This window comes from Corynebacterium sp. HMSC074E01, from assembly GCF_001808885.1.
GTDB lineage: Bacteria > Actinomycetota > Actinomycetes > Mycobacteriales > Mycobacteriaceae > Corynebacterium.
Window position 1 is genome coordinate 143721 of the sequence record NZ_KV794821.1, and the last position, 16782, is coordinate 160502.

The 16782-nt window shown below is 60.4% G+C and carries 21 protein-coding genes and 1 tRNA gene; 10 read left to right on the forward strand and 12 right to left on the reverse strand.

What is annotated here, in order from left to right:
• Positions 1–6: 6 nt before the first annotated feature.
• Together HMPREF2537_RS01805 and HMPREF2537_RS01810 are read right to left on the reverse strand one after the other, a co-directional pair.
• A complete protein-coding gene (locus HMPREF2537_RS01805) occupies positions 7–1410 on the reverse strand; it encodes a decaprenylphosphoryl-beta-D-ribose oxidase (protein ID WP_070525066.1) in 1404 nt (467 codons plus the stop codon).
• A 148-nt stretch (positions 1411–1558) separates the two neighbouring features.
• Entirely contained in the window at positions 1559–1837 is a 279-nt protein-coding gene (locus tag HMPREF2537_RS01810; RefSeq protein ID WP_070525068.1) for a hypothetical protein, read from the reverse strand.
• A 36-nt stretch (positions 1838–1873) separates the two neighbouring features.
• On the opposite strand from HMPREF2537_RS01810, the gene HMPREF2537_RS01815 reads away from it, so the two are divergent.
• The 4 genes from HMPREF2537_RS01815 to HMPREF2537_RS01830 are packed head-to-tail and all read left to right on the forward strand — an operon-like array spanning position 1874 to position 4072.
• Positions 1874–2296: a hypothetical protein gene (locus HMPREF2537_RS01815; protein WP_070525070.1), complete on the forward strand. Its 423-nt coding sequence runs from the start codon at positions 1874–1876 to the stop codon at positions 2294–2296.
• A gap of 20 nt (positions 2297–2316) precedes the next feature.
• A complete protein-coding gene (locus HMPREF2537_RS01820; protein WP_070525072.1) occupies positions 2317–3192 on the forward strand; it encodes a plasmid pRiA4b ORF-3 family protein in 876 nt (291 codons plus the stop codon).
• 32 nt (positions 3193–3224) lie between these two features.
• Positions 3225–3614, forward strand: coding sequence for a GtrA family protein (locus HMPREF2537_RS01825; RefSeq protein ID WP_010188318.1), 390 nt, complete (start codon positions 3225–3227; stop codon positions 3612–3614).
• Positions 3615–3616: 2 nt separating this feature from the next.
• Positions 3617–4072, forward strand: coding sequence for a GtrA family protein (locus tag HMPREF2537_RS01830; protein ID WP_070525074.1), 456 nt, complete (start codon positions 3617–3619; stop codon positions 4070–4072).
• On the opposite strand, the gene HMPREF2537_RS01835 is transcribed toward HMPREF2537_RS01830, so the two are convergent.
• A complete protein-coding gene (locus HMPREF2537_RS01835) occupies positions 4069–4974 on the reverse strand; it encodes a galactofuranosyltransferase GlfT1 (RefSeq protein WP_070525076.1) in 906 nt (301 codons plus the stop codon). The genes HMPREF2537_RS01830 and HMPREF2537_RS01835 overlap by 4 nt on opposite strands.
• Positions 4975–5016: 42 nt before the next feature.
• Between HMPREF2537_RS01835 and HMPREF2537_RS01840 the strand changes: the two genes are divergently transcribed.
• Positions 5017–5610 (forward strand): GNAT family N-acetyltransferase, encoded by a 594-nt coding sequence (locus HMPREF2537_RS01840; protein ID WP_083298939.1) that lies wholly within the window; start codon positions 5017–5019, stop codon positions 5608–5610.
• A gap of 2 nt (positions 5611–5612) precedes the next feature.
• Here the strand turns inward: HMPREF2537_RS01840 and HMPREF2537_RS01845 are convergent, their stop codons facing one another.
• Both HMPREF2537_RS01845 and HMPREF2537_RS01850 read right to left on the reverse strand, forming a co-directional pair.
• Complete coding sequence (locus HMPREF2537_RS01845; protein WP_010188329.1) at positions 5613–6410, reverse strand: galactan export ABC transporter ATP-binding subunit Wzt/RfbE; 798 nt, start codon at positions 6408–6410, stop codon at positions 5613–5615.
• A gap of 12 nt (positions 6411–6422) precedes the next feature.
• Entirely contained in the window at positions 6423–7274 is an 852-nt protein-coding gene (locus HMPREF2537_RS01850; RefSeq protein WP_070525268.1) for a galactan export ABC transporter permease subunit Wzm/RfbD, read from the reverse strand.
• A 196-nt stretch (positions 7275–7470) separates the two neighbouring features.
• Here HMPREF2537_RS01850 and HMPREF2537_RS01855 point away from each other — a divergent pair, with 196 nt between their 5' ends.
• The gene (locus tag HMPREF2537_RS01855) at positions 7471–8682 is read left to right on the forward strand and encodes an aminotransferase class V-fold PLP-dependent enzyme (RefSeq protein ID WP_070525078.1); all 1212 of its coding nucleotides are present in this window, start codon (positions 7471–7473) and stop codon (positions 8680–8682) included.
• Here the strand turns inward: HMPREF2537_RS01855 and HMPREF2537_RS01860 are convergent.
• Both HMPREF2537_RS01860 and HMPREF2537_RS01865 read right to left on the reverse strand, forming a co-directional pair.
• Positions 8679–9635 carry an NAD(P)H-quinone oxidoreductase gene (locus HMPREF2537_RS01860; RefSeq protein WP_070525080.1) on the reverse strand — a complete coding sequence of 319 codons (957 nt, stop codon included), beginning with the start codon at positions 9633–9635 and terminating at the stop codon, positions 8679–8681. The two genes, HMPREF2537_RS01855 and HMPREF2537_RS01860, sit on opposite strands and share 4 nt — an antisense overlap.
• 15 nt (positions 9636–9650) lie before the next feature.
• On the reverse strand, positions 9651–10547 hold the full coding sequence (locus HMPREF2537_RS01865) for an NAD(P)/FAD-dependent oxidoreductase (protein WP_070525082.1): 897 nt from the start codon (positions 10545–10547) through the stop codon (positions 9651–9653).
• Positions 10548–10773: 226 nt separating this feature from the next.
• Between HMPREF2537_RS01865 and HMPREF2537_RS01870 the strand changes: the two genes are divergently transcribed.
• The 3 genes from HMPREF2537_RS01870 (at position 10774) to HMPREF2537_RS12735 (ending at position 13706) form a co-directional block, all read left to right on the forward strand.
• On the forward strand, positions 10774–12486 hold the full coding sequence (locus tag HMPREF2537_RS01870; RefSeq protein WP_070517122.1) for a SulP family inorganic anion transporter: 1713 nt from the start codon (positions 10774–10776) through the stop codon (positions 12484–12486).
• 128 nt (positions 12487–12614) lie between these two features.
• Positions 12615–12702: transfer RNA gene (locus tag HMPREF2537_RS01875), tRNA-Ser, on the forward strand.
• Between the two features lie 863 nt (positions 12703–13565).
• Entirely contained in the window at positions 13566–13706 is a 141-nt protein-coding gene (locus tag HMPREF2537_RS12735; protein ID WP_010188335.1) for a type II toxin-antitoxin system Phd/YefM family antitoxin, read from the forward strand.
• Between the two features lie 79 nt (positions 13707–13785).
• Here HMPREF2537_RS12735 and HMPREF2537_RS12360 read toward each other — a convergent pair whose 3' ends face one another.
• From HMPREF2537_RS12360 to HMPREF2537_RS13105, 5 genes are all read right to left on the reverse strand, one after another.
• Positions 13786–14055: a type II toxin-antitoxin system RelE family toxin gene (locus tag HMPREF2537_RS12360; protein WP_083298940.1), complete on the reverse strand. Its 270-nt coding sequence runs from the start codon at positions 14053–14055 to the stop codon at positions 13786–13788.
• A 9-nt stretch (positions 14056–14064) separates the two neighbouring features.
• On the reverse strand, positions 14065–14319 hold the full coding sequence (locus HMPREF2537_RS01885) for a type II toxin-antitoxin system Phd/YefM family antitoxin (protein ID WP_371591512.1): 255 nt from the start codon (positions 14317–14319) through the stop codon (positions 14065–14067).
• A 61-nt stretch (positions 14320–14380) separates the two neighbouring features.
• A complete protein-coding gene (locus HMPREF2537_RS01890; RefSeq protein WP_070525084.1) occupies positions 14381–15124 on the reverse strand; it encodes an NAD-dependent deacylase in 744 nt (247 codons plus the stop codon).
• A gap of 4 nt (positions 15125–15128) precedes the next feature.
• A complete protein-coding gene (locus HMPREF2537_RS01895; protein WP_070525086.1) occupies positions 15129–15860 on the reverse strand; it encodes a DUF1648 domain-containing protein in 732 nt (243 codons plus the stop codon).
• A 198-nt stretch (positions 15861–16058) separates the two neighbouring features.
• Positions 16059–16187, reverse strand: coding sequence for a rhodanese-like domain-containing protein (locus HMPREF2537_RS13105; RefSeq protein ID WP_256375158.1), 129 nt, complete (start codon positions 16185–16187; stop codon positions 16059–16061).
• A gap of 72 nt (positions 16188–16259) precedes the next feature.
• Here HMPREF2537_RS13105 and HMPREF2537_RS01900 point away from each other — a divergent pair, with 72 nt between their 5' ends.
• Positions 16260–16574, forward strand: coding sequence for a DUF4288 domain-containing protein (locus HMPREF2537_RS01900; RefSeq protein WP_010188343.1), 315 nt, complete (start codon positions 16260–16262; stop codon positions 16572–16574).
• Positions 16575–16782: the final 208 nt, after the last annotated feature.

Genomic DNA, 16782 nt, shown 5'->3' on the forward strand with positions numbered 1-16782 from the left:
TCCTTTCTAGTGCAGCTCGAGGCGGCGGGACATATCGGAGGCGAAGACGCCGGTCGGGTCGATGTCGTTGCGGGTCTTGAGCCAGCCCTCGAGGCCCGGGTACATCTTGTGGAAGTTCTCCGCCGAGGTGCGGGACTCCTTGGCCAGGTAGAGGCGGCCGCCGAATTCCATGACGCGCTTATCCAGGTCGTCGAGGAAGGCGCCCAGGCCCGGCTTGATGGGGAAGTCCACGCAGACATTCCAGCCCGGCATCGGGTAGGACAGCGGGGCCTTGTTACCCGGGCCGAAGAGCTTGAACACGTTGAGCGCGGAGTAGTGTCCGGACTTCTGCATGTCGCGGATGATGTCCTTGAAGGGCTCGACGGCGTCGGTCGGCACCACGAACTGGTACTGCAGGAAGCCGTTGGAGCCGTAGCCACGGTTCCACTCTCCGATAAGATCCAGCGGCTGGTAGAACTGCGTGAGGTTCTTGACCTGGTTACGCGCCGGGGCGCCCATGAGGTAGTAGGCCTCGCCGATAGCCATGAGCGAGAGCTTGTTCATGGTGAAGTTCGGGAAGATATCCGGAACCGTCATCAGCTGCGGGGCATTGAACTTCAGCGGGTCTTTCGCCAGCTTCGGGGCGAGCTCCTCGAGCTGCTCCAGGGTGGCCAGGGAGCCGCGGGAAATGGTGGAGCGGCCCAGCTTTGGTTCCGGGGAGATGACGTCGAACCACGCGGAGGAGTACGTGTAGTTGTGCTCCGAGCCATCGGAGTGGAAGGCCACGGTTTCATCGAGGTTATCCGTGCGGTCGGTATCCGCGATGAAGTAGGCGGTTTCCGTCTTCGTCATCTTGATCTTGGCGCGCAGGATGATGCCGGTCAGGCCCATGCCGCCGACGGTGGCCCAGAAGAGATCGCTGTTCTCACCTTCCGGTTCCAGGTGTAGGACTCGGCCGTCTGCCACGAGCAGCTCCATGGAGGTGACGTGGTCGCCGAAAGAACCGGCGGAGTGGTGGTTCTTGCCGTGGATGTCCGGGCCAATAGCACCGCCGATGGTGACCTGGCGGGTACCCGGCAGAACAGGAACCCACAGGCCGTAGGGCAGGGCGGCCTTCATGAGCTGGTCGAGGGTGACACCACCGTCGACGTCGACAATGCCCGACTCCGGATCGATGGAGTGGATCTTGTTGAGCGGTTGCATGTCGATGACGAGGCCACCGGCGTTCTGCGCGGGGTCGCCATAGGAGCGGCCCATACCGCGGGCGATGACGCCGCGGCGCAGGTGGGAAGGCTTATCAGCATTGTCCTCAGCCACCTGGGCGACGGCGGTCTTGATGACGTCGACGTCTGGGGTGGACAAAACGTGGGCGGTTGTCGCCGCCGTGCGGCCCCAACCGTGGAGGGACTTCTCAGTAGTATGCAGTTCCATCTCTTACTCTTTGATTCGATGTGATGGGTCGGTTTTCTACACTACCTAGGCGGTAGTGCCTGTGGCGGGAGTGAAAACGTGAGATTAGGTACAAAAGCCAAGTAAACGGAACGTTTGTATTGTCCGAGTCTGTGGTTTTAGTTCGGAATTAGTACAGATCCATGATCTCTCGGATTTCTTCCGGCAGTTCTTCTTGGGAGCTAATCTCTGGGCCGTCATACTCACGCAGGATCTCATAGACGCGGCCGCGCGAAGTGGAATCGAGGATGGGAAGTTCCTCGGCGATGAGCCGCGTCATAAAACCATTGAGCGGTAGCGACGTGTGTTCTGTCGCCAGAAAGTGGCCGTGGCGCTTGTCTTCCTCGGCGCGCTCATCTTGCGCTGCTCGCTGTGCTGGGGTGAGGTGCTCTTTTTTAGAGGAGTACATGCACGGTAGCCTACCGCCCGCTTAAAGTGGGGCGGTATGACTTCTCCCAAGCAAGATAATTATGCGCTGGATGACACCCTTGCCGGACGCATCATCCAAGCCGCGGCCGTGGGCATTATGACCGCGTTCCCCGACTGGATTAAGAATAAGACTGCGCTCGTTCTCGCCTATGTGCTGTCAATCCTCGGGTTCGGCGCACTCGTGGCCATTACTAATGCCGAGAGCCACGAGGACCGGCCGGAGCCGGAGACTCCCGATGTCCCCGTGTGGGCCATCCCGGTTGCCTTCGGCATTCTGCTGCTGGGCGGATGGATCACCGTAAAGACTGAGCGCAGCGTGGTGCGATTTATTCGCCGCCGCGGGGTGGCAAGACCCTGGACCGTCTGGGGTGGAATCAGTGCCGCCATCGTTTTCATTCTCAGCGAGCTTGAAGCACGCGAGCTCACCGCCCGCAACTAAAAGTGCGTATGGTGGGGCACATGAGCTCAAAGGTCACAGATTTGGCGCAGGTCCGCGCCAATCGTGGTGATTCTGCTCGAACCCTGCTGTGTCAGGTATCTAACGTCCGCGCGGATGCCGAGGTTCACCGTCAGATCGGTTTTTCCGATGCGCTCACGTTGGAAGAGCTCCACCATATTCTTGAAATCTGCTTCGGGCTGCCGCACGAGGATTCACCGTGGCACTTTTTTGAGCACACAGATGCCCGCGGCCAGCGCATCGATCCGAACCACACCGTGCGCGAATTCTTGAGCCGCGAAGGCGAGCAGGTTGATTATGCCTGGGGGCTGTGGGATTTCGAGATTGTTGTGGTGGAGACCTACCCGCGCGATAGCGGGACGCCGGAGGCCCTGTGCGTGGGCGGTTCCGGTTCTTTCCACACACCCTTCGATCTCACCGCCGTGAATGCGGAGCTCACCGGTCAGGAAACAATTGATGAGGTTCTGGAACTTGTGGCTAGTCCCGTTCGCGCGCTGATTGAAAGAACCCGGCTCTATGACTTCGTTCCACTTCTCCAAGCGCTGGATTTGAAGCGTGAGGTGAGCATTGATGCTGGGGTGTTTCGCCAGCTGCGCACTTTGCCGCGTGAGGTGACGAACGAGGGTAAGGATGCTTTCTGGTCGTTGGCTCTAGCGCTGTCCTGCATGGGCGGGCGCGAATTGACCGATTCCGTAGCGGAGACCTCTATGGCCGCGCTGGGGTGGGTCGACGATGATGGCGAGGAGCTGCGTGGCCCGGAAATTCGGGAGCTGTGCTTGGCTTCGCTTAAGGTGCTTTCTTCTCTCGGCGCCTATGGTGAAAACGCCGTCGCGCCCGTGGACCGCCTGGACATTTACCGCGCTCTTGTCCGCGGGTAGAGTATTTCGCCGTGACTGAACCTACCTCTAGCATGAAGACCCAACTCGTGCGCTTCGTATCCGTCGGTGTTTTCACTGCGGCGATTGATTATGGCCTTACCCTCTTTCTGACGTACCTAGGCCTGCACCGTTCTTTGGCGAAGGCGATTGGCTGGGTCTTCGGCACTATCGCCGCCTATGTGGCGAATGCCCGGTGGACTTTTGGCGCCCAGGTTTCTGGTCGCACCGCCGGTGCCGTGGGCTTGTTGTATCTGTCTACTTTCGCCGTGCAGAATTTCTTGTATTGGGTGCTCAACGCCCCGCTGATCAGCCTGGGCTTCGACGGCGCACTCAAGGACACCATCGCCTTCGTCATCGCACAAGGCGTGGCCACGGTGACCAACTTCGCCATTCAGCGCGCCTTCATCTTCAAAGGAAAGTAACCATGCCCGGTCGCGCCGAACGCCTCTCACGGTCGAATTCCCTGCAGGCGCAGGGTACGAAGTTCGCGATCACGGGGGCTATTGCCGCGCTTATCGACGTCTCCCTGACCTGGCTCTTTCAAATTGGTTTAGGTCTGTTTGGCGATGTGGCCTCGAGAACTATTGGCTTTGCCGCCGGCACCTTCGTGGCTTATTTATTGAACCGGCGGTGGACCTTCAACGCGCGGGCTTCGAAGCGCCGCTTTGCTGCCGTGTTTGCCACCTACGCCATGACCTATGCGATCAACATTGTGCTGTATCGCTGGGCTTTCCCCTTCTTTGATCACACGCTGGACTGGCCTTCGTCCTGGGCGCTGACAGTGGCTTTCGTGATTGCCCAGGGCACGGCAACGCTTATCAACTTCTTTGTTCAGCGGTGGGTGATTTTCCGCAGCACGCGAAAGTCCTTTGAGTTTTAGGGCCGGCGGAAGTCTTCTTTGCGGCCGCGGTTGTGGAGGCGCAGCCATTCCATGAATCCCTTCACGTCGTGCTGCTGCACGATGAAGAACCAGCCGAAACGCGCGAATTCCTGCGGCAGCAGCTTGCGCATGCCGCGCTGCCACAGAAGGTAGCCGCGGTTGCGGTAGGTGAAGAAGCGCTTGAACTCGCCCTCCGGATACTGCGTGTGCATCTTGCCGCCGAGGATGGGCTTGAATTCATCGGAGCCATCCGGGTGCAGGTAGCTGGTGGTCAGCGCGGTGCCGAAGCTTAAGCCTGAGTTGACCAGGCGGCGGTGGTACTCCACTTCATCGCCACGGATGAACAGGCGGTAGTCCGGTACGCCGATGATCTCCATGGCTTCGGCAGAGATGAGTGCCCCGTTGAAGAGAGAGGCAATGCCGGGGAGGAAATCACCCTCTAGTTCGCTCATGTAACGCCGCCACACCAGGCCCTGGCGCAGTGGGAAAGCCAGCTTGGCGGGCTCGTCGATATTGCACACGGCTGGGGAGACTTCGTGGAGGCTGTTGTTTTCCGCAACTCGGTAGAGCTCCTCGAGCACGTGGTGGTCGGCGGGGCGGCCGTCATCGTCAGCACACCACACTGCATCCGCGCCGAGGGCCAGAGCTGTCAGGAATCCCAGCGCAAAGCCGCCCGCACCGCCAAGGTTGGTTTCCGAAGGCACGTAGACGCCGCGCTCGCCGGCGAGTTCGTGGAGGAGATCCTCTACTGCTGCTTCCGCACCGTTATCCACCACGATCACCCACTGCACCGGGTGTGTCTGGTTCACCACCTGCTCAAGGGAGGCGCGCAGCAGCTCCACGCGCTGGTGGGTGACGATCACAGCGGCCGTCGTTCCGGCCTGGGACAGGGTGGCAGTCATGGATTCTATTGTGCCATCCGTGATGAGTTATACGATGCTGCCATGGCTGTAAAAAGTATCGAAGAGATGTGGGCTCCATTCAAACTCACTGTGCAGGTCGGCGAGCTGACCTTGCGGGTGCTGCGTGATAGCGACATCGCCGCCATCCACGGTGTTAGTGCCACTGAGATTTTTGGTGAGCCGCTTCCGGAGTACACGTTCCCGTGGTTGAAGCAGAAGCCGGACCCGAGTTTCCGGTGGGCGCACCGTGCGCAGATGTCTCCGGAGGAGTGGTCGTTGGACTTCGGCGTGCACCTTGGCGGTGAAGTCATTGGTTCGGTGGATCTGCGGGCGCAGAATTTTCCCGATAACCATGAGGTCGTAACCGGATCGTGGATCTACCACCGTCTTCAGGGTCGCGGGATAGGTACGCAGGTCCGCCACGCCGCTGCGGTATTTTGCTTCGAGTACTTGGGCGCGCGCCAGCTGCGCTCCGAGTGGGAACTGGGCAATGAGGCTTCCCAGGCTGTATCGCGCAAGCTGGGCTACACCATCGAAGGAAACAAGGCCGTGCTGCGCAAAGAGGATTATCAGCCGGGGCCGGAAGTGACTGTGGCCGGGATGAGTGAAGAGCTGCGCGAAATGCTTGGGTATTAGCTCTAGACGTTCTCCTCGTTGTCGAAGCGCTTGCGCAAATCCCGCACGTACTGGCCCACCTCGGGGCCTTCGTACTCGCCGACGACCTCGGAGACCTCGCCTACCGAGCGAATCTGGCCGTGGTCGATCCACAGGGCGGTATCGCACAGCTGCGCCAAGAAGTCGTTGGAGTGGGAGGCAAAGACTAGGATGCCGGAGCGCTTCACCAGGTCCTGAAGACGGACGCGGGCCTTGGCCATGAAGGCGGCGTCGACGGCGCCGATGCCTTCGTCGAGAAGCAGGATCTCCGGCTCAATGGAGGTCACCACGCCCAGTGCTAGGCGCACGCGCATACCGGTGGAATAGGTGCGCAGCGGCATGGAGAGGTAATCACCCAGCTCCGAGAATTCCGCGATCTCATCCATCTTGGCCTTCATCTGCTTGATGGTCTGGCCCAAAAAGAGGCCGCGGATGATGATGTTGTCATAGCCGGAGACCTCTGGGTCCATGCCCACGCCGAGGTCGAAGACCGGGGCCACACGCCCGCGGACGTCGGCAGCGCCGCGCGTGGGTTCGTAGATGCCGGAGAGCAGTCGCAGCAGAGTGGTTTTGCCTGCGCCGTTGTGGCCGACGAGGCCGACGCGGTCGCCCTCACGCAGGTGGAGGTTGATGTCTTTGAGCGCTTCCACCATGACCACGTTCTGGTCATTCTTGCCAATGGAGCCACCGGCCGTGGAGAGCATCGCCTTCTTGAGGGAGCGGGACTTGGCATCAAAGATGGGAAAGTCCACGCAAGCGTTATACGTATCAATGGAAACCATGGACGATCCTTTCTAGACCCAGTAGGAGACGCGGAAGCGCCACTGGCGCATGGCCAGGCCGGCGATGAGCAGGCCGGCGACGGTGCAGCCGATGACGATGAGCCAGTGATAGCCGGCGACGGGCTCGCCGATCATGGGGGCGCGGATGATCTCCATGTAGTGGTAGAGCGGGTTGATCTCAGCGATGCGTGCGCGGCTGGCCACGGCACCTCCCTGATCCTTCAGGGTGTTGGTCATCCACACGATCGGCGTGACGTAGAAGAGCAGCTGGGTTAGGGCCTCCAGCAGCGGGGCAACGTCACGGAAACGGGTGGCGATGATGCCGAAGAACATGGCTACCCACACGCCGTTGACTAGGAAGAGTCCTAGCGCCGGGATGAACAGGAAGAACTCCCAGCCCAAGTGGCGCGGGAAAATAAGAATGAGCAACAGCCAGATGATGAGGTTGTGACCCAAGAAGAGGGTCTGCCGCCAGACCAGGCGGTAGACGTGTACCGACAGTGGTGCGGGCAGCTGTTTGATCAGGCCCTCGTTGTCGATGAAGACCGTCGAGCCTTCCTTGATGGCACCCGAAATGAAGTTCCACATAATCAGGCCCACAGTCACGTGGGGCAGGAACTCTGCCACGGGGATCTGGAAGAGCATGGAGTACAGCAGGCCCAGGGCCGCGGCCATCACGCCGGTCGCGATGGTGATCCAGAAAGGCCCCAGCACCGAGCGGCGGTAGCGCTGCTTGATGTCTTGGATGCCCAGCTTGAACCACAGCTCGCGCTGGCGAGCGCCTTGCAACAGATCGGCGAAGGCCGCCGACATGGTCATGGAACGCGAGGCCGGCTCCTCACCGGGTGCAGGCGCGGAGGTCATGCGGGCGACGTCGTCACGCAGGTTTTTCTTGTCTTGCACGTCCTTCACCCTAGCGCGCACGTCCGGCAAACACCTACACACACGCCCTTAACCTGGGAAAACACGAACGAGCTGGGAAAATCGAGGGTTAGGAAAGATGTACATGGGGCGTATAGAGTAGGGAGCGTTCATCCGCATCGGGAGGAAGGGTTGAAGCATGACGGAACAGTATGACGTCGCCAGCGTGCGAGGTCTTTACACTGGTCTGTCCGATGGTTGGACCTACCTGAACGCGCATGCCGCGCCGCAGATTGCGGAGCGCGTGGCCTCTGGCGTGGCCCGTTCTTTCCGCATGTCCGCCACGGTGAAACCGTTGGAGGATGCCGTGGGCGCGCACTCGGCGCATCACGACCCAGGAGAGCTCCACGCGGCGGATATGTATGCTTCCGCGCGCCGGGCGGTGGCCGATCTCACGGGAGCGACGGCGGAGCGCGTCATCCTGGGCCCATCGCTGCCGGTGCTGTACCAGGCTTTGGGCGCTGCACTGCGCCCGCTACTGCGCCGCCAGTCCTCGGTGGTGCTCTCCCGTTTTGATTCTCCGGAGTTTACGAGCGCGTTCGCACACCTCGGTACTGACATTCGGTGGGCGCAGCCGGACTTGGGCACGGGCGAGCTACCGGCCTTCCAGTACGCCGATCTGGTTGATGGATCGACGCGTTTCGTGGCCTTTTCTGCCGCCCACGAGTTGCTGGGTACGGTCACCTCGGCGTCGGAGATTATTGATACGGTCCATGAGCGCTCGCGCGCCTGGGTGCTTGTCGACGTCTCCTCGATCGCCCCCTACCGTCTCCTCGACTTTGATGCGATTGGGGCGGATATCCTCGGCGTGGATGTGGGTGCTCTCGGTGGCCCGCAGATGGCAGCGCTGGTCTTCCGCGATACCGCGATGTTCCGCCGCCTCGATGAGCTTGTCGTTGGCCCGGTTTCCGCGGGCTTGGCGGGTGGCGTTGGCCCCCTAGTGGATCATGTGGCGGAACTCGCCGGCGGGGAGCGCGGTTCGCGCCGCGTGCGCCTGACGCGTTCGATGCAAGCTCTCTCCGGCTATATGGAGGATCTCACCGGGGATCTCTACAGCTTGTTGGGCACGCTGCCGGCCGTCCACATCCTTGGTGTGACGGGGGAAGCGGCAGCCGACGCCTCCGATGACCGCCTCCCGCGCCTGACCTTCGCCGTGCGCGATGTGCCTGCGGACGTGATCCACCGCCGCCTCTTCGATAATGGGTTGGTGACTACCATCGCCCCGCACACCCCACTGCTTACGGAGATGGGTGTGGAGGAGGTTGGCGGTGCCGTTACGGTTTCGCTGAGTCCGTTTAGCACCTATCACGACGTCGAGCACCTCACCCGCGTGGTCGCGTCTTTGGCTTAGACCTCGAGGACGAGCTTGCCCGTGACCTCGCCGGAGTCGAGGGCTTTGTGGGCTTCGGCGGCGCGAGCAAGCGCAAATGTGCGATGCAGGTGGTGCTTGACGCTGCCGTCTTCCAACCAAGGCCAGACATTTTTGACGGTGTCCGCAACGATGGCGGCCTTGCCCTCCAACGAGCGGGAGCGCAGCGTGGTGCCCTGCAGGGTCAGGCGCTTGTTAAGCAGAATACCCATGTTGAGCTCGGCCTTCGTGCCACCCTGCATGCCGATGGTGACCATGTGGCCACCCTTGGCTAGCGCGATGAGGTTCTTTTTGAGGTACTTCGCGCCCATGATGTCGAGGATGACATCGCACTGGTTCTTCAGTTCCTCGGCGAAGTCCTGCTCGTTGTAGTTGATGAGGATGTCCGCGCCGAGTTCCTTGCAGGTCTCGAGTTTTTCGTCCGAGCCAGCCGTCACGGCGACGGTGGCGCCCAGTTGCTTCGCCACCTGGATGGCGAAGGTGCCGATGCCACCCGCGCCGCCGTGGATGAGGATGGTCTGGCCCTTTTCTAGTTTCGCTTCCATAGCAATGTTGGACCAGACCGTGCAGGCCACCTCGATGACGGAGGCGGCCTCGGCAAAGGAGTAGCCGCTGGGGATGGGCAGCAGCTGGCCCTGCGGCACGGCCACATACTCGGCGTAGCCGCCGCCGGCCAGCAGTGCGCCGACCTTGGAGCCAACCGCGACGTCGGTGTCGCCTGCGTCGACGACTTCGCCTGCGACTTCGAGGCCGATAATCTCCGAAGCGCCCGGCGGCGGTGGGTAGTGCCCGCGGGCCTGGAGCAGGTCGGCGCGGTTTACGCCGGCGGCTTTGACTTTAACGAGGACTTCGCCGGCGCCTAGCTGCGGCTTATCTGCATCCCCTAGCTCCAGCGAGTGTGGGTCTTCCGGATTGGTCTGAATGATGGCTTTCATGCCACACCACCGTACTTAAATCCAATCGTCCTCGACGAGGAAGCCGTTGACCGTAATAGCAGCAGCATTGGCCTGGCCCATGGCCATGGCCACCTGTGCGCCTGGATTGACCACGTTGCCCACCGCCCAGACGCGCGGGTGGCTGGTGGCACCGGTGAGATCAGCCTCGATCAGGCTGCCGCCCATCGCAGCCGGTGGGCTGTGGCGCTTGAGGTTGAGGTCAGCGAGGAAGTCATCGTGTGGGTGGGGAATGGGCATGTAAAACAGTGCATCGACGGCATGCTCGCCGCTTTCCACCAGGACTTTTCCGTCCTGGAAGGCGGTGACGGGGCCGTCGATAAGCGCAATGCCCCGCCGGGTCAGATCCGCGCGCTGTTCGTCGGTGAATTCCATTCCATTGGTGAAGAAAGTGATGTCCTTCGACCACTGGCGGAGGGTTGCCGCATGGTGGAAGGAGAACTCGCCGATGTAGAGCACGCCGAGCTTCTTGTCCGCCACCTCGTATCCGTGGCAGTAGGGGCAGTGGAGGACCGTATTTCCCCAGTTTTCTTGCAGGCCCGGGATGTTTGGATGTACGTCGTCCACGCCGCTGGCGACGATGATGGAGCGGGCCGCGACGGTCTCACCGTTGCTCAACGTGGCGGTGAGTGTTCGGTCATTATCGGTGACGGATTTTACGGTGGCGTTTAGGATCTGTACGCCGTAGTTGCGCAGCTGCTCCTTGCCGCGCTCCTGGAACTCAAGGGGTGGCGTGCCCTCGAGGGCAATGACTCCATGAATTTCATGGGCGAAACGGTTGCGGGGAGTGGCGGAATCAACAATGAGCACGCTGCGGCGGGCGCGGACCATGACTAGGGCTGCCTGCAGGCCGGCCGCGCCACCGCCGATGATGAGGGTATCTACTGTCTGCATGGCCGCGAGTAAACCAGAGGAGGGTTTATATGGCAATGGTTTTCATTAATTTGTGGCAGGCGTCACGCCCAACCCTGACTTGGCCAAGTTAGTGTCGAAGGGTTGGGGTGTGGTGGGAATTCGTCAACATGAGGCATCGGCCAGAATTGCGAATGCGGCCCGTCGAAGGATGGCGCCTTGTGTATCCTTTGGATGTCGTTGAGCTTTTAAGGAGCAAGAAAGTAGCATGACCTACCCCTCCACCGTCTCTAAGGTGGGCATCCGATCGCGTGCCCTGCGTTTCGCACCGCGCCGCTCGGACTGGTCCCGCGCGACGATCGGGCGCGACCTTTCGGCAGGCCTCATGGTGGCCCTCGTCGCACTGCCCCTCGCGCTCGGCTTCGGCGTTGCGTCCGGTGTTGGCGCCGCAGCCGGAATTACGACGGCCATCGTCGCGGGCATCTTGGCCGCGGTCTTCGGTGGTAGCAATGTTCAGGTAAGCGGCCCGACCGGCGCAATGACCGTCGTGTTAATCCCCATCGTGGCCGACCATGGTGCCGATGGGGTGCTCGTTGTCGGCGTGCTGGCGGGACTCATGCTGCTCTTACTGGCATTCACCGGCGCTGGCCGCGCGATGAAGTACATGCCTTTGCCTGTCGTCGAAGGTTTCACAGCCGGTATTGCGGTGATCATCGGCCTCCAACAGCTGCCTGCTGCACTCGGTGTTGACGTCGACGGCGAGAAGGTCCTCGGGTTGGCGTGGGGCGCAATCAAAGCTTGGTTAGATGCCCCGGGATGGCAGGCGCCAGTGATGACCCTCGCGGTGGCGGCCGGAATCGTGGTTGCGGCGCGCGTTCGTAGTGGCTTTCCCGCGGCGCTGGTGTTGGTAGCTGCCGCGACGGCCATCAACATGCTGGCAGACAGTAACCTGAAGACAATCGGCTACATCCCGTCGACGTTGCCTGCTCCGCGCTTGCCGCACATCCCGTGGGAGCACCTGGATTCCTTGCTGTTGGCAGCGGTCGCCGTCGCAGCTCTCGGTGCGTTGGAATCGTTACTGTCTGCAACGGTTGCCGACGCGATGACTGTCGGCGACCGTCACGATCCCGACCGCGAGCTCTTTGGGCAGGGCGTGGCCAATGTCGTCGCGCCCCTGTTCGGCGGAATCCCCGCGACCGCCGCGATCGCCCGAACTGCCGTCAACGTGCGGGCCGGCGCAGGTACGCGCCTGGCGGCGGTGTTCCATTCGCTGCTTTTGCTCGTCGCAGTGCTCGTCGCGGCCCGGTGGGTGGGCGAGATTCCTCTCGCTGCGCTTGCCGGCGTGCTTATCGCCACTGCGATCCAGATGATCCATCCGCGGAACCTCCGCTCGGTGATGCGCGCCACCAAGGGCGACGGGGTCACCCTGCTTATTACGGCTGCCGCCACCGTCGTGTTCGACCTTGTCGTCGCCGTGCTCATTGGCCTTGTAATAGCGGGCTTCTTCGCGCTGCGCGATACCGCCCGCACGGCGGTGTTAGAGGCCGCTCCACTGGAGACAGGAGACCACCGCGACAAGGAACGCGAACTCCTCGATGAGCACATCGCCGCCTTCCGCTTGGAAGGCCCACTCTTCTTTGGCGCAGCGCACGATTTCCTCCTCGATCTCGCTGATGCTTCGTCGGTCAAGGTTGTCGTGCTCCGCATGCGCTATGTCACGACGATTGACGCCACTGGCGCCCAGATGCTCGCTGACACGATCGGGCGCCTTGAACGTCACGGCACCCGGGTCCTACTCTCAGCCACGAAGCCCGAACATGTTCCGGTGTTACGCGAACTCGGCGTATTTGACCAGCTTGCGCACGAGAATCACGTCTTCGACGACACTCTCGACGCCATCGCCCACGCCCGACTGCATGTCTCGCGCATTCAGCATGAGGAGTCGGATGGCGCACCCGCGGCGTCGCAAAGCAATCAGTAGGACGAGTAGCACTGGCGAACCTGCGGTTGTGAGGCGATTATCGGTGACGTGTTGAGCCGAATTCTTCTCCCGCGGCGGAGTCTAGTACTCTGAACGTGTTGCGCGCGGTGCATGCTGACGCGTGACGAGGAGGCGTGGCAGAGCGGCCGAATGCACTGGTCTTGAAAACCAGCGTGGGGAAACTCACCGCGGGTTCAAATCCCGCCGCCTCCGCCAATTGTTTTGGTGATTGCACCAGAATCTTGCGTATATTTAGCAGTGGCACTGGGCTATTCTGGTTCCATGGCCAATCGGCAAATATTCCTCCGCCCAGAGTACAGCCACCCAAGTTCGCTGTGGCCGTCTGAAGAACTCATAGTTTCTGGGGCTAATAGAATCGGATTCTATCTTCCTGAAGACTTAGGGATTGGGCCCGGTCTGGGAAGCGAAATCCTTGAGTGGACGGAGGAATTCCAGCAGAATTTCCTCGAGAAACCCGATAGCTTTTGCCAGCGTCCGCGTTGGAAGGACCAATTCGATAGATTTCGATGGTACGACGCGGGATGGCGTATTACTCGCCAATTAAGGGAGCTTTTTCCATCGGTACAGATTGTTCCCCAGTTCGCTCAATTCGTTTTCTCCGTTAATGAGCGAAGAGAAAATGCAGGGAAGAAGCCCTTATGCCTCCCCGGAGAACAACTCACAGGGTTTGTATGCATTAGGGATGTGAGGAATGACGATTAAGGGACGTTATCGCTCTACGGCGTCAGGCATTGTCTCCGTTGTTCATCGCTGCAGTCACCCAGCTCAGAACGCATCCCACTAGTAGGAACCCGCTAATTTGCAGGTGGGTGGCCCAGTTTCCGCCGCCGCCAGGCAAGGCGAGAAAAATTGAAAATGCAACTGCGGCAAGGCAGTGGAGGGTCAACCGGCTATGTGCGCCTAGACGTCGTTGTGGCCAGGCTTTTTCGATGGCCCAGCTCACTGCTATGAGAATGGCGTAAAAGGTGATTCCCGCTAAGGCTCCTGGAACAAGGTAGAGCATGGATTCATCTCCTCTCGGGGGGAATAATGGTTGTGGTAAGGAAGGCGGTTTCGTGATGTCAGAGGATAACTATTCGGCGTGGGTAGAGACTGATTATCTTTTCGGCTCCCCAGTCAATGCTCGCCGGCTATTGGAGTCTTACGAGCAAGTACTGGACGGAAAGGCTAAGGAGCACGACATCGATCTAGATGTGTAAGAACTATCTTCCGATCGAAGTGGAGTATTCACCTTCTGGCAGGGTGGAACCGGTTTAGTTTATCTGAGAGGAATTTTACCTATTTCCGGTAAACATCTCGTCGGTGAGCAACGCGCAGGACGAGCACCACGAGTTTTCCGTCTATGATTTCATAAACCACGCGATAGTGTCCGACTCGAATTCTGTACAGGTCATCTGAAGCTTTTAGTTTCTTTACTCCATCCGGGCGAGGGGTAACGGCTAAGTCTTCGATTGCAGCAAGTAGTCGCCTCTGTGTCGGCCTGTCGAGCTTGCGTAGCTCCTTGGCTGCGGATGCCTTATAGGTGATGTGATAAGTGGAGTTAGCCATAGAAGGCGATTAGGTGAGTCCGAGTTCTTTTTTGAGGTCTTCGTGTGAAATCTCTACGGCTTCTCCTCGGGCAATCTCTGCCGCCTGAACATCCTCACGATCTTCTAGTGCTTCGACTGCGCGGGCGAAAAATGAGGGAGAGACGACAAAAGCGCGAACACGGCTTCCACGGCTAGTGATGGCGACGGGTGTGTGCTGTGCCTCTTCAAGAATTTGGCTTTGGGATTGGCGGAATTGGCTGGATGCCACTGACATCGTTTTCATACTGCAAATGTACATCTTGTACATTTCGGTGGGCAAGGGTCGCGGGATATCGGGTTGCTGTTTATCCGATCCGCCCCGCCAGGATGCGAGATAGCGCCTCCGCTGCGGTGGCGGTGACCACCACGCTGGCAAGCGGCGAGAGGTCCGTGGGCTGCGGGGTGACTTCCACGATGGGGATGCCGCGCGCGTGGGCAATCTGCGGCAGGCCGGCGGCAGGGTAGACCACGCCGGAGGTTCCAACGATGAGCAGCGCGTCCGCGGTGGACATGCGGCGCTCGGCCTCGGCCCATTCGTCGTCGGGCAGGGCCTCGCCGAACCACACCACGCCCGGGCGTACGAGCCCGCCGCACACGGGGCATTCGGGTGGGGTGATGCTCTCGACCGGTTCGTTCGGCAGCGCAATGTCCTCGTCATACGGCGTATCGCAGTCGGTGCAGCGGAAGGCGAACAAGGAGCCGTGTAGGTGAACCACGTCCTGGCTTCCGGCGCGCTCGTGCAGGTTATCGATGTTTTGCGTGGTCACCGTCATGCCGCGTGCGGCAGCAATCGCGCGGTGCCCGGCGTTGGGCTCGGCCCGCTGCGCCAGCTGTGCGCGCCACAGGTACCAGGCGAACATGGGCTTAGGCTCGGTTCGCCATGCGCTTATCGACGCCATCGCCACCGGATCCACATTCTCCCAGATGCCCGTCTGCGCATCGCGGTACGTGGCGATGCCGCTGTCCGCGCTCATGCCCGCGCCGGTGAAAACCTCGACGTGGGTGGCATCAGAAAGAATCGAGTGTGCGCGCTCAAACAGCTGCTCCATGCATCTAGAGTACGGCGATGAGCACGCAGAATGCCATGGATGCGCTAAGGGCGATGCCCATGCGCCACAGGTAGCGCCGGCCCGGTTCGTGCGCGGTGTTGATCTGCAGCTTCGAAGGGTTCATGGAAAAGACCGCCATGCACATGGGGTCTATGGGCTCGTTGTAGATGCCCATGCTGCCGGCAAAACGAAGTGCTTCGTTGCGAACCTGTTCATCATCGTCGGTTGGTATGGCTTTCACAGCCTTCGCAGATGTCAGCGTCAATCTGAGGCCCTGAATCATGATGAACACGGTGAAGGCTATCCACGCGGCCACGAGGAGAAAGCCCGAGAAGGGGATGTCCGGAATGACGGTGCACACCGCGGTGAGGCACAGGCAGACCGTCATAGTGAGGACTGTTTGGGCAATGAACATGGTGGTCTTTCCAGTGAGCAGCTCCGCGCGCTGGGCGGTGGCCTCGGAGAACGGAAGAGCTGACTCTGCTGGAACCTGCGCTGTCTTTCGAGCCAGCGAGAGCGGCGGCACGCACAACGGAAGCGCGATGGCGAACACAACGCCGATCCACACGAGGACCGTTGCGTTGAGGAATGACTTTGGCTCGAAGCGGTCCGGGTTGCCCGAACCATCGAAGTGGACCGGGATGGGATCGGGCACCGAGCCCCAGCGCAGCAGCATGTACGCCAGCGTGAGAGCACACACCACAGCGGTAGCGACGTAATACTGGCGGCTTCTCATGCCAGTGAGTTTACAAGGCGACCGGCCGAGGACCTCTGCGAAAGGCGTCTGGCAAATGGCATCTGTCAAAAGGCATCTCTGGGATCAAAAACGCCATTTGCGCGGGGGTAAAAGGCGTTTTTGGCTCTGAAAACGCCTTCTGGTTGATGCCTTTTACAAGATGCCATGTGAGCAGAGGAGACTGAGCAAGAGTGCGAGCTATGTGTCGTTGTGCTCTTGCCAGGCGTCGATGCCGCCGCGCAGCGAGTAGACGCTGCTGAAGCCGTGGGCGCGGAATGGATCTTCATTGGAGATGAGCTTAAAGGGCGACCGGCTGATTCTTTCCACGCTACGTGGTCTGGGTGAGCAGGTAGAGTCGAGCCCAAGCTGACCAAGAACCGGAAAGGACAGTAGCCGGCAATGGAACCTTATGTTGGAATTGTCGTGATGGAGCTTGCTAAGAAGTCCAGTTCATCTGCCCAAAGCTTCTTCCGCGAGGACTTTTATATTGTGTATGCGGAGTCGGAAGAGAAGGCTCGAGAGCGCGTTGAAGCGATGGCGAACGAGCAGGCCGATGGTGAGGACGTGAAGGTACGGCATATCGTGGATGTCGCGCCAGCCCTCTATGGTTATGTAGACCGCGATTGTGATCTCTACTCGCGGCACTTTGCGAACCTAGAGGACTACGAGCGTTTCGAGATGAAGCTCGGCGGAACCGACCCGTTGGCTGATTAATCGTAGACTTCGCGAAGAAACCTGCTGACTCTCTTCTGCGTTGGCCTGGCTAGCTTTCGGAAGGCTTTCGCACCGCGCGGCATGAAGTTAATTCTCCACGCCACGTTCGGCCTCTAGGTCATCGAGAGAAATGGTCTCTAGCTCGCCTCGGCGTCGGCTTCGGCCGAGAGTTCGGAGATGTGCTCTTGCCAGGCGTCGATGCCGCCGC

Bases quoted from the DNA above. Each gene is read 5' to 3' on its own strand.
- HMPREF2537_RS01870 (WP_070517122.1), top strand. From the start codon at position 10,774: ATGACCTACCCCTCCACCGTCTCTAAGGTGGGCATCCGATCGCGTGCC.
- HMPREF2537_RS01815 (WP_070525070.1), top strand. From the start codon at position 1,874: ATGACTTCTCCCAAGCAAGATAATTATGCGCTGGATGACACCCTTGCC.
- HMPREF2537_RS01835 (WP_070525076.1), bottom strand. From the start codon at position 4,974: ATGACTGCCACCCTGTCCCAGGCCGGAACGACGGCCGCTGTGATCGTC.
- HMPREF2537_RS01900 (WP_010188343.1), top strand. From the start codon at position 16,260: ATGGAACCTTATGTTGGAATTGTCGTGATGGAGCTTGCTAAGAAGTCC.
- HMPREF2537_RS01845 (WP_010188329.1), bottom strand. From the start codon at position 6,410: ATGGTTTCCATTGATACGTATAACGCTTGCGTGGACTTTCCCATCTTT.
- HMPREF2537_RS01860 (WP_070525080.1), bottom strand. From the start codon at position 9,635: ATGAAAGCCATCATTCAGACCAATCCGGAAGACCCACACTCGCTGGAG.
- HMPREF2537_RS01830 (WP_070525074.1), top strand. From the start codon at position 3,617: ATGCCCGGTCGCGCCGAACGCCTCTCACGGTCGAATTCCCTGCAGGCG.
- HMPREF2537_RS01855 (WP_070525078.1), top strand. From the start codon at position 7,471: ATGACGGAACAGTATGACGTCGCCAGCGTGCGAGGTCTTTACACTGGT.
- HMPREF2537_RS01890 (WP_070525084.1), bottom strand. From the start codon at position 15,124: ATGGAGCAGCTGTTTGAGCGCGCACACTCGATTCTTTCTGATGCCACC.
- HMPREF2537_RS01885 (WP_371591512.1), bottom strand. From the start codon at position 14,319: ATGAAAACGATGTCAGTGGCATCCAGCCAATTCCGCCAATCCCAAAGC.
- HMPREF2537_RS01805 (WP_070525066.1), bottom strand. From the start codon at position 1,410: ATGGAACTGCATACTACTGAGAAGTCCCTCCACGGTTGGGGCCGCACG.
- HMPREF2537_RS01810 (WP_070525068.1), bottom strand. From the start codon at position 1,837: ATGTACTCCTCTAAAAAAGAGCACCTCACCCCAGCACAGCGAGCAGCG.
- HMPREF2537_RS12735 (WP_010188335.1), top strand. From the start codon at position 13,566: ATGTCAGAGGATAACTATTCGGCGTGGGTAGAGACTGATTATCTTTTC.
- HMPREF2537_RS01865 (WP_070525082.1), bottom strand. From the start codon at position 10,547: ATGCAGACAGTAGATACCCTCATCATCGGCGGTGGCGCGGCCGGCCTG.
- HMPREF2537_RS01850 (WP_070525268.1), bottom strand. From the start codon at position 7,274: ATGACCTCCGCGCCTGCACCCGGTGAGGAGCCGGCCTCGCGTTCCATG.
- HMPREF2537_RS01825 (WP_010188318.1), top strand. From the start codon at position 3,225: ATGAAGACCCAACTCGTGCGCTTCGTATCCGTCGGTGTTTTCACTGCG.
- HMPREF2537_RS01840 (WP_083298939.1), top strand. From the start codon at position 5,017: ATGGCTGTAAAAAGTATCGAAGAGATGTGGGCTCCATTCAAACTCACT.
- HMPREF2537_RS01895 (WP_070525086.1), bottom strand. From the start codon at position 15,860: ATGAGAAGCCGCCAGTATTACGTCGCTACCGCTGTGGTGTGTGCTCTC.
- HMPREF2537_RS01820 (WP_070525072.1), top strand. From the start codon at position 2,317: ATGAGCTCAAAGGTCACAGATTTGGCGCAGGTCCGCGCCAATCGTGGT.
- HMPREF2537_RS12360 (WP_083298940.1), bottom strand. From the start codon at position 14,055: ATGGCTAACTCCACTTATCACATCACCTATAAGGCATCCGCAGCCAAG.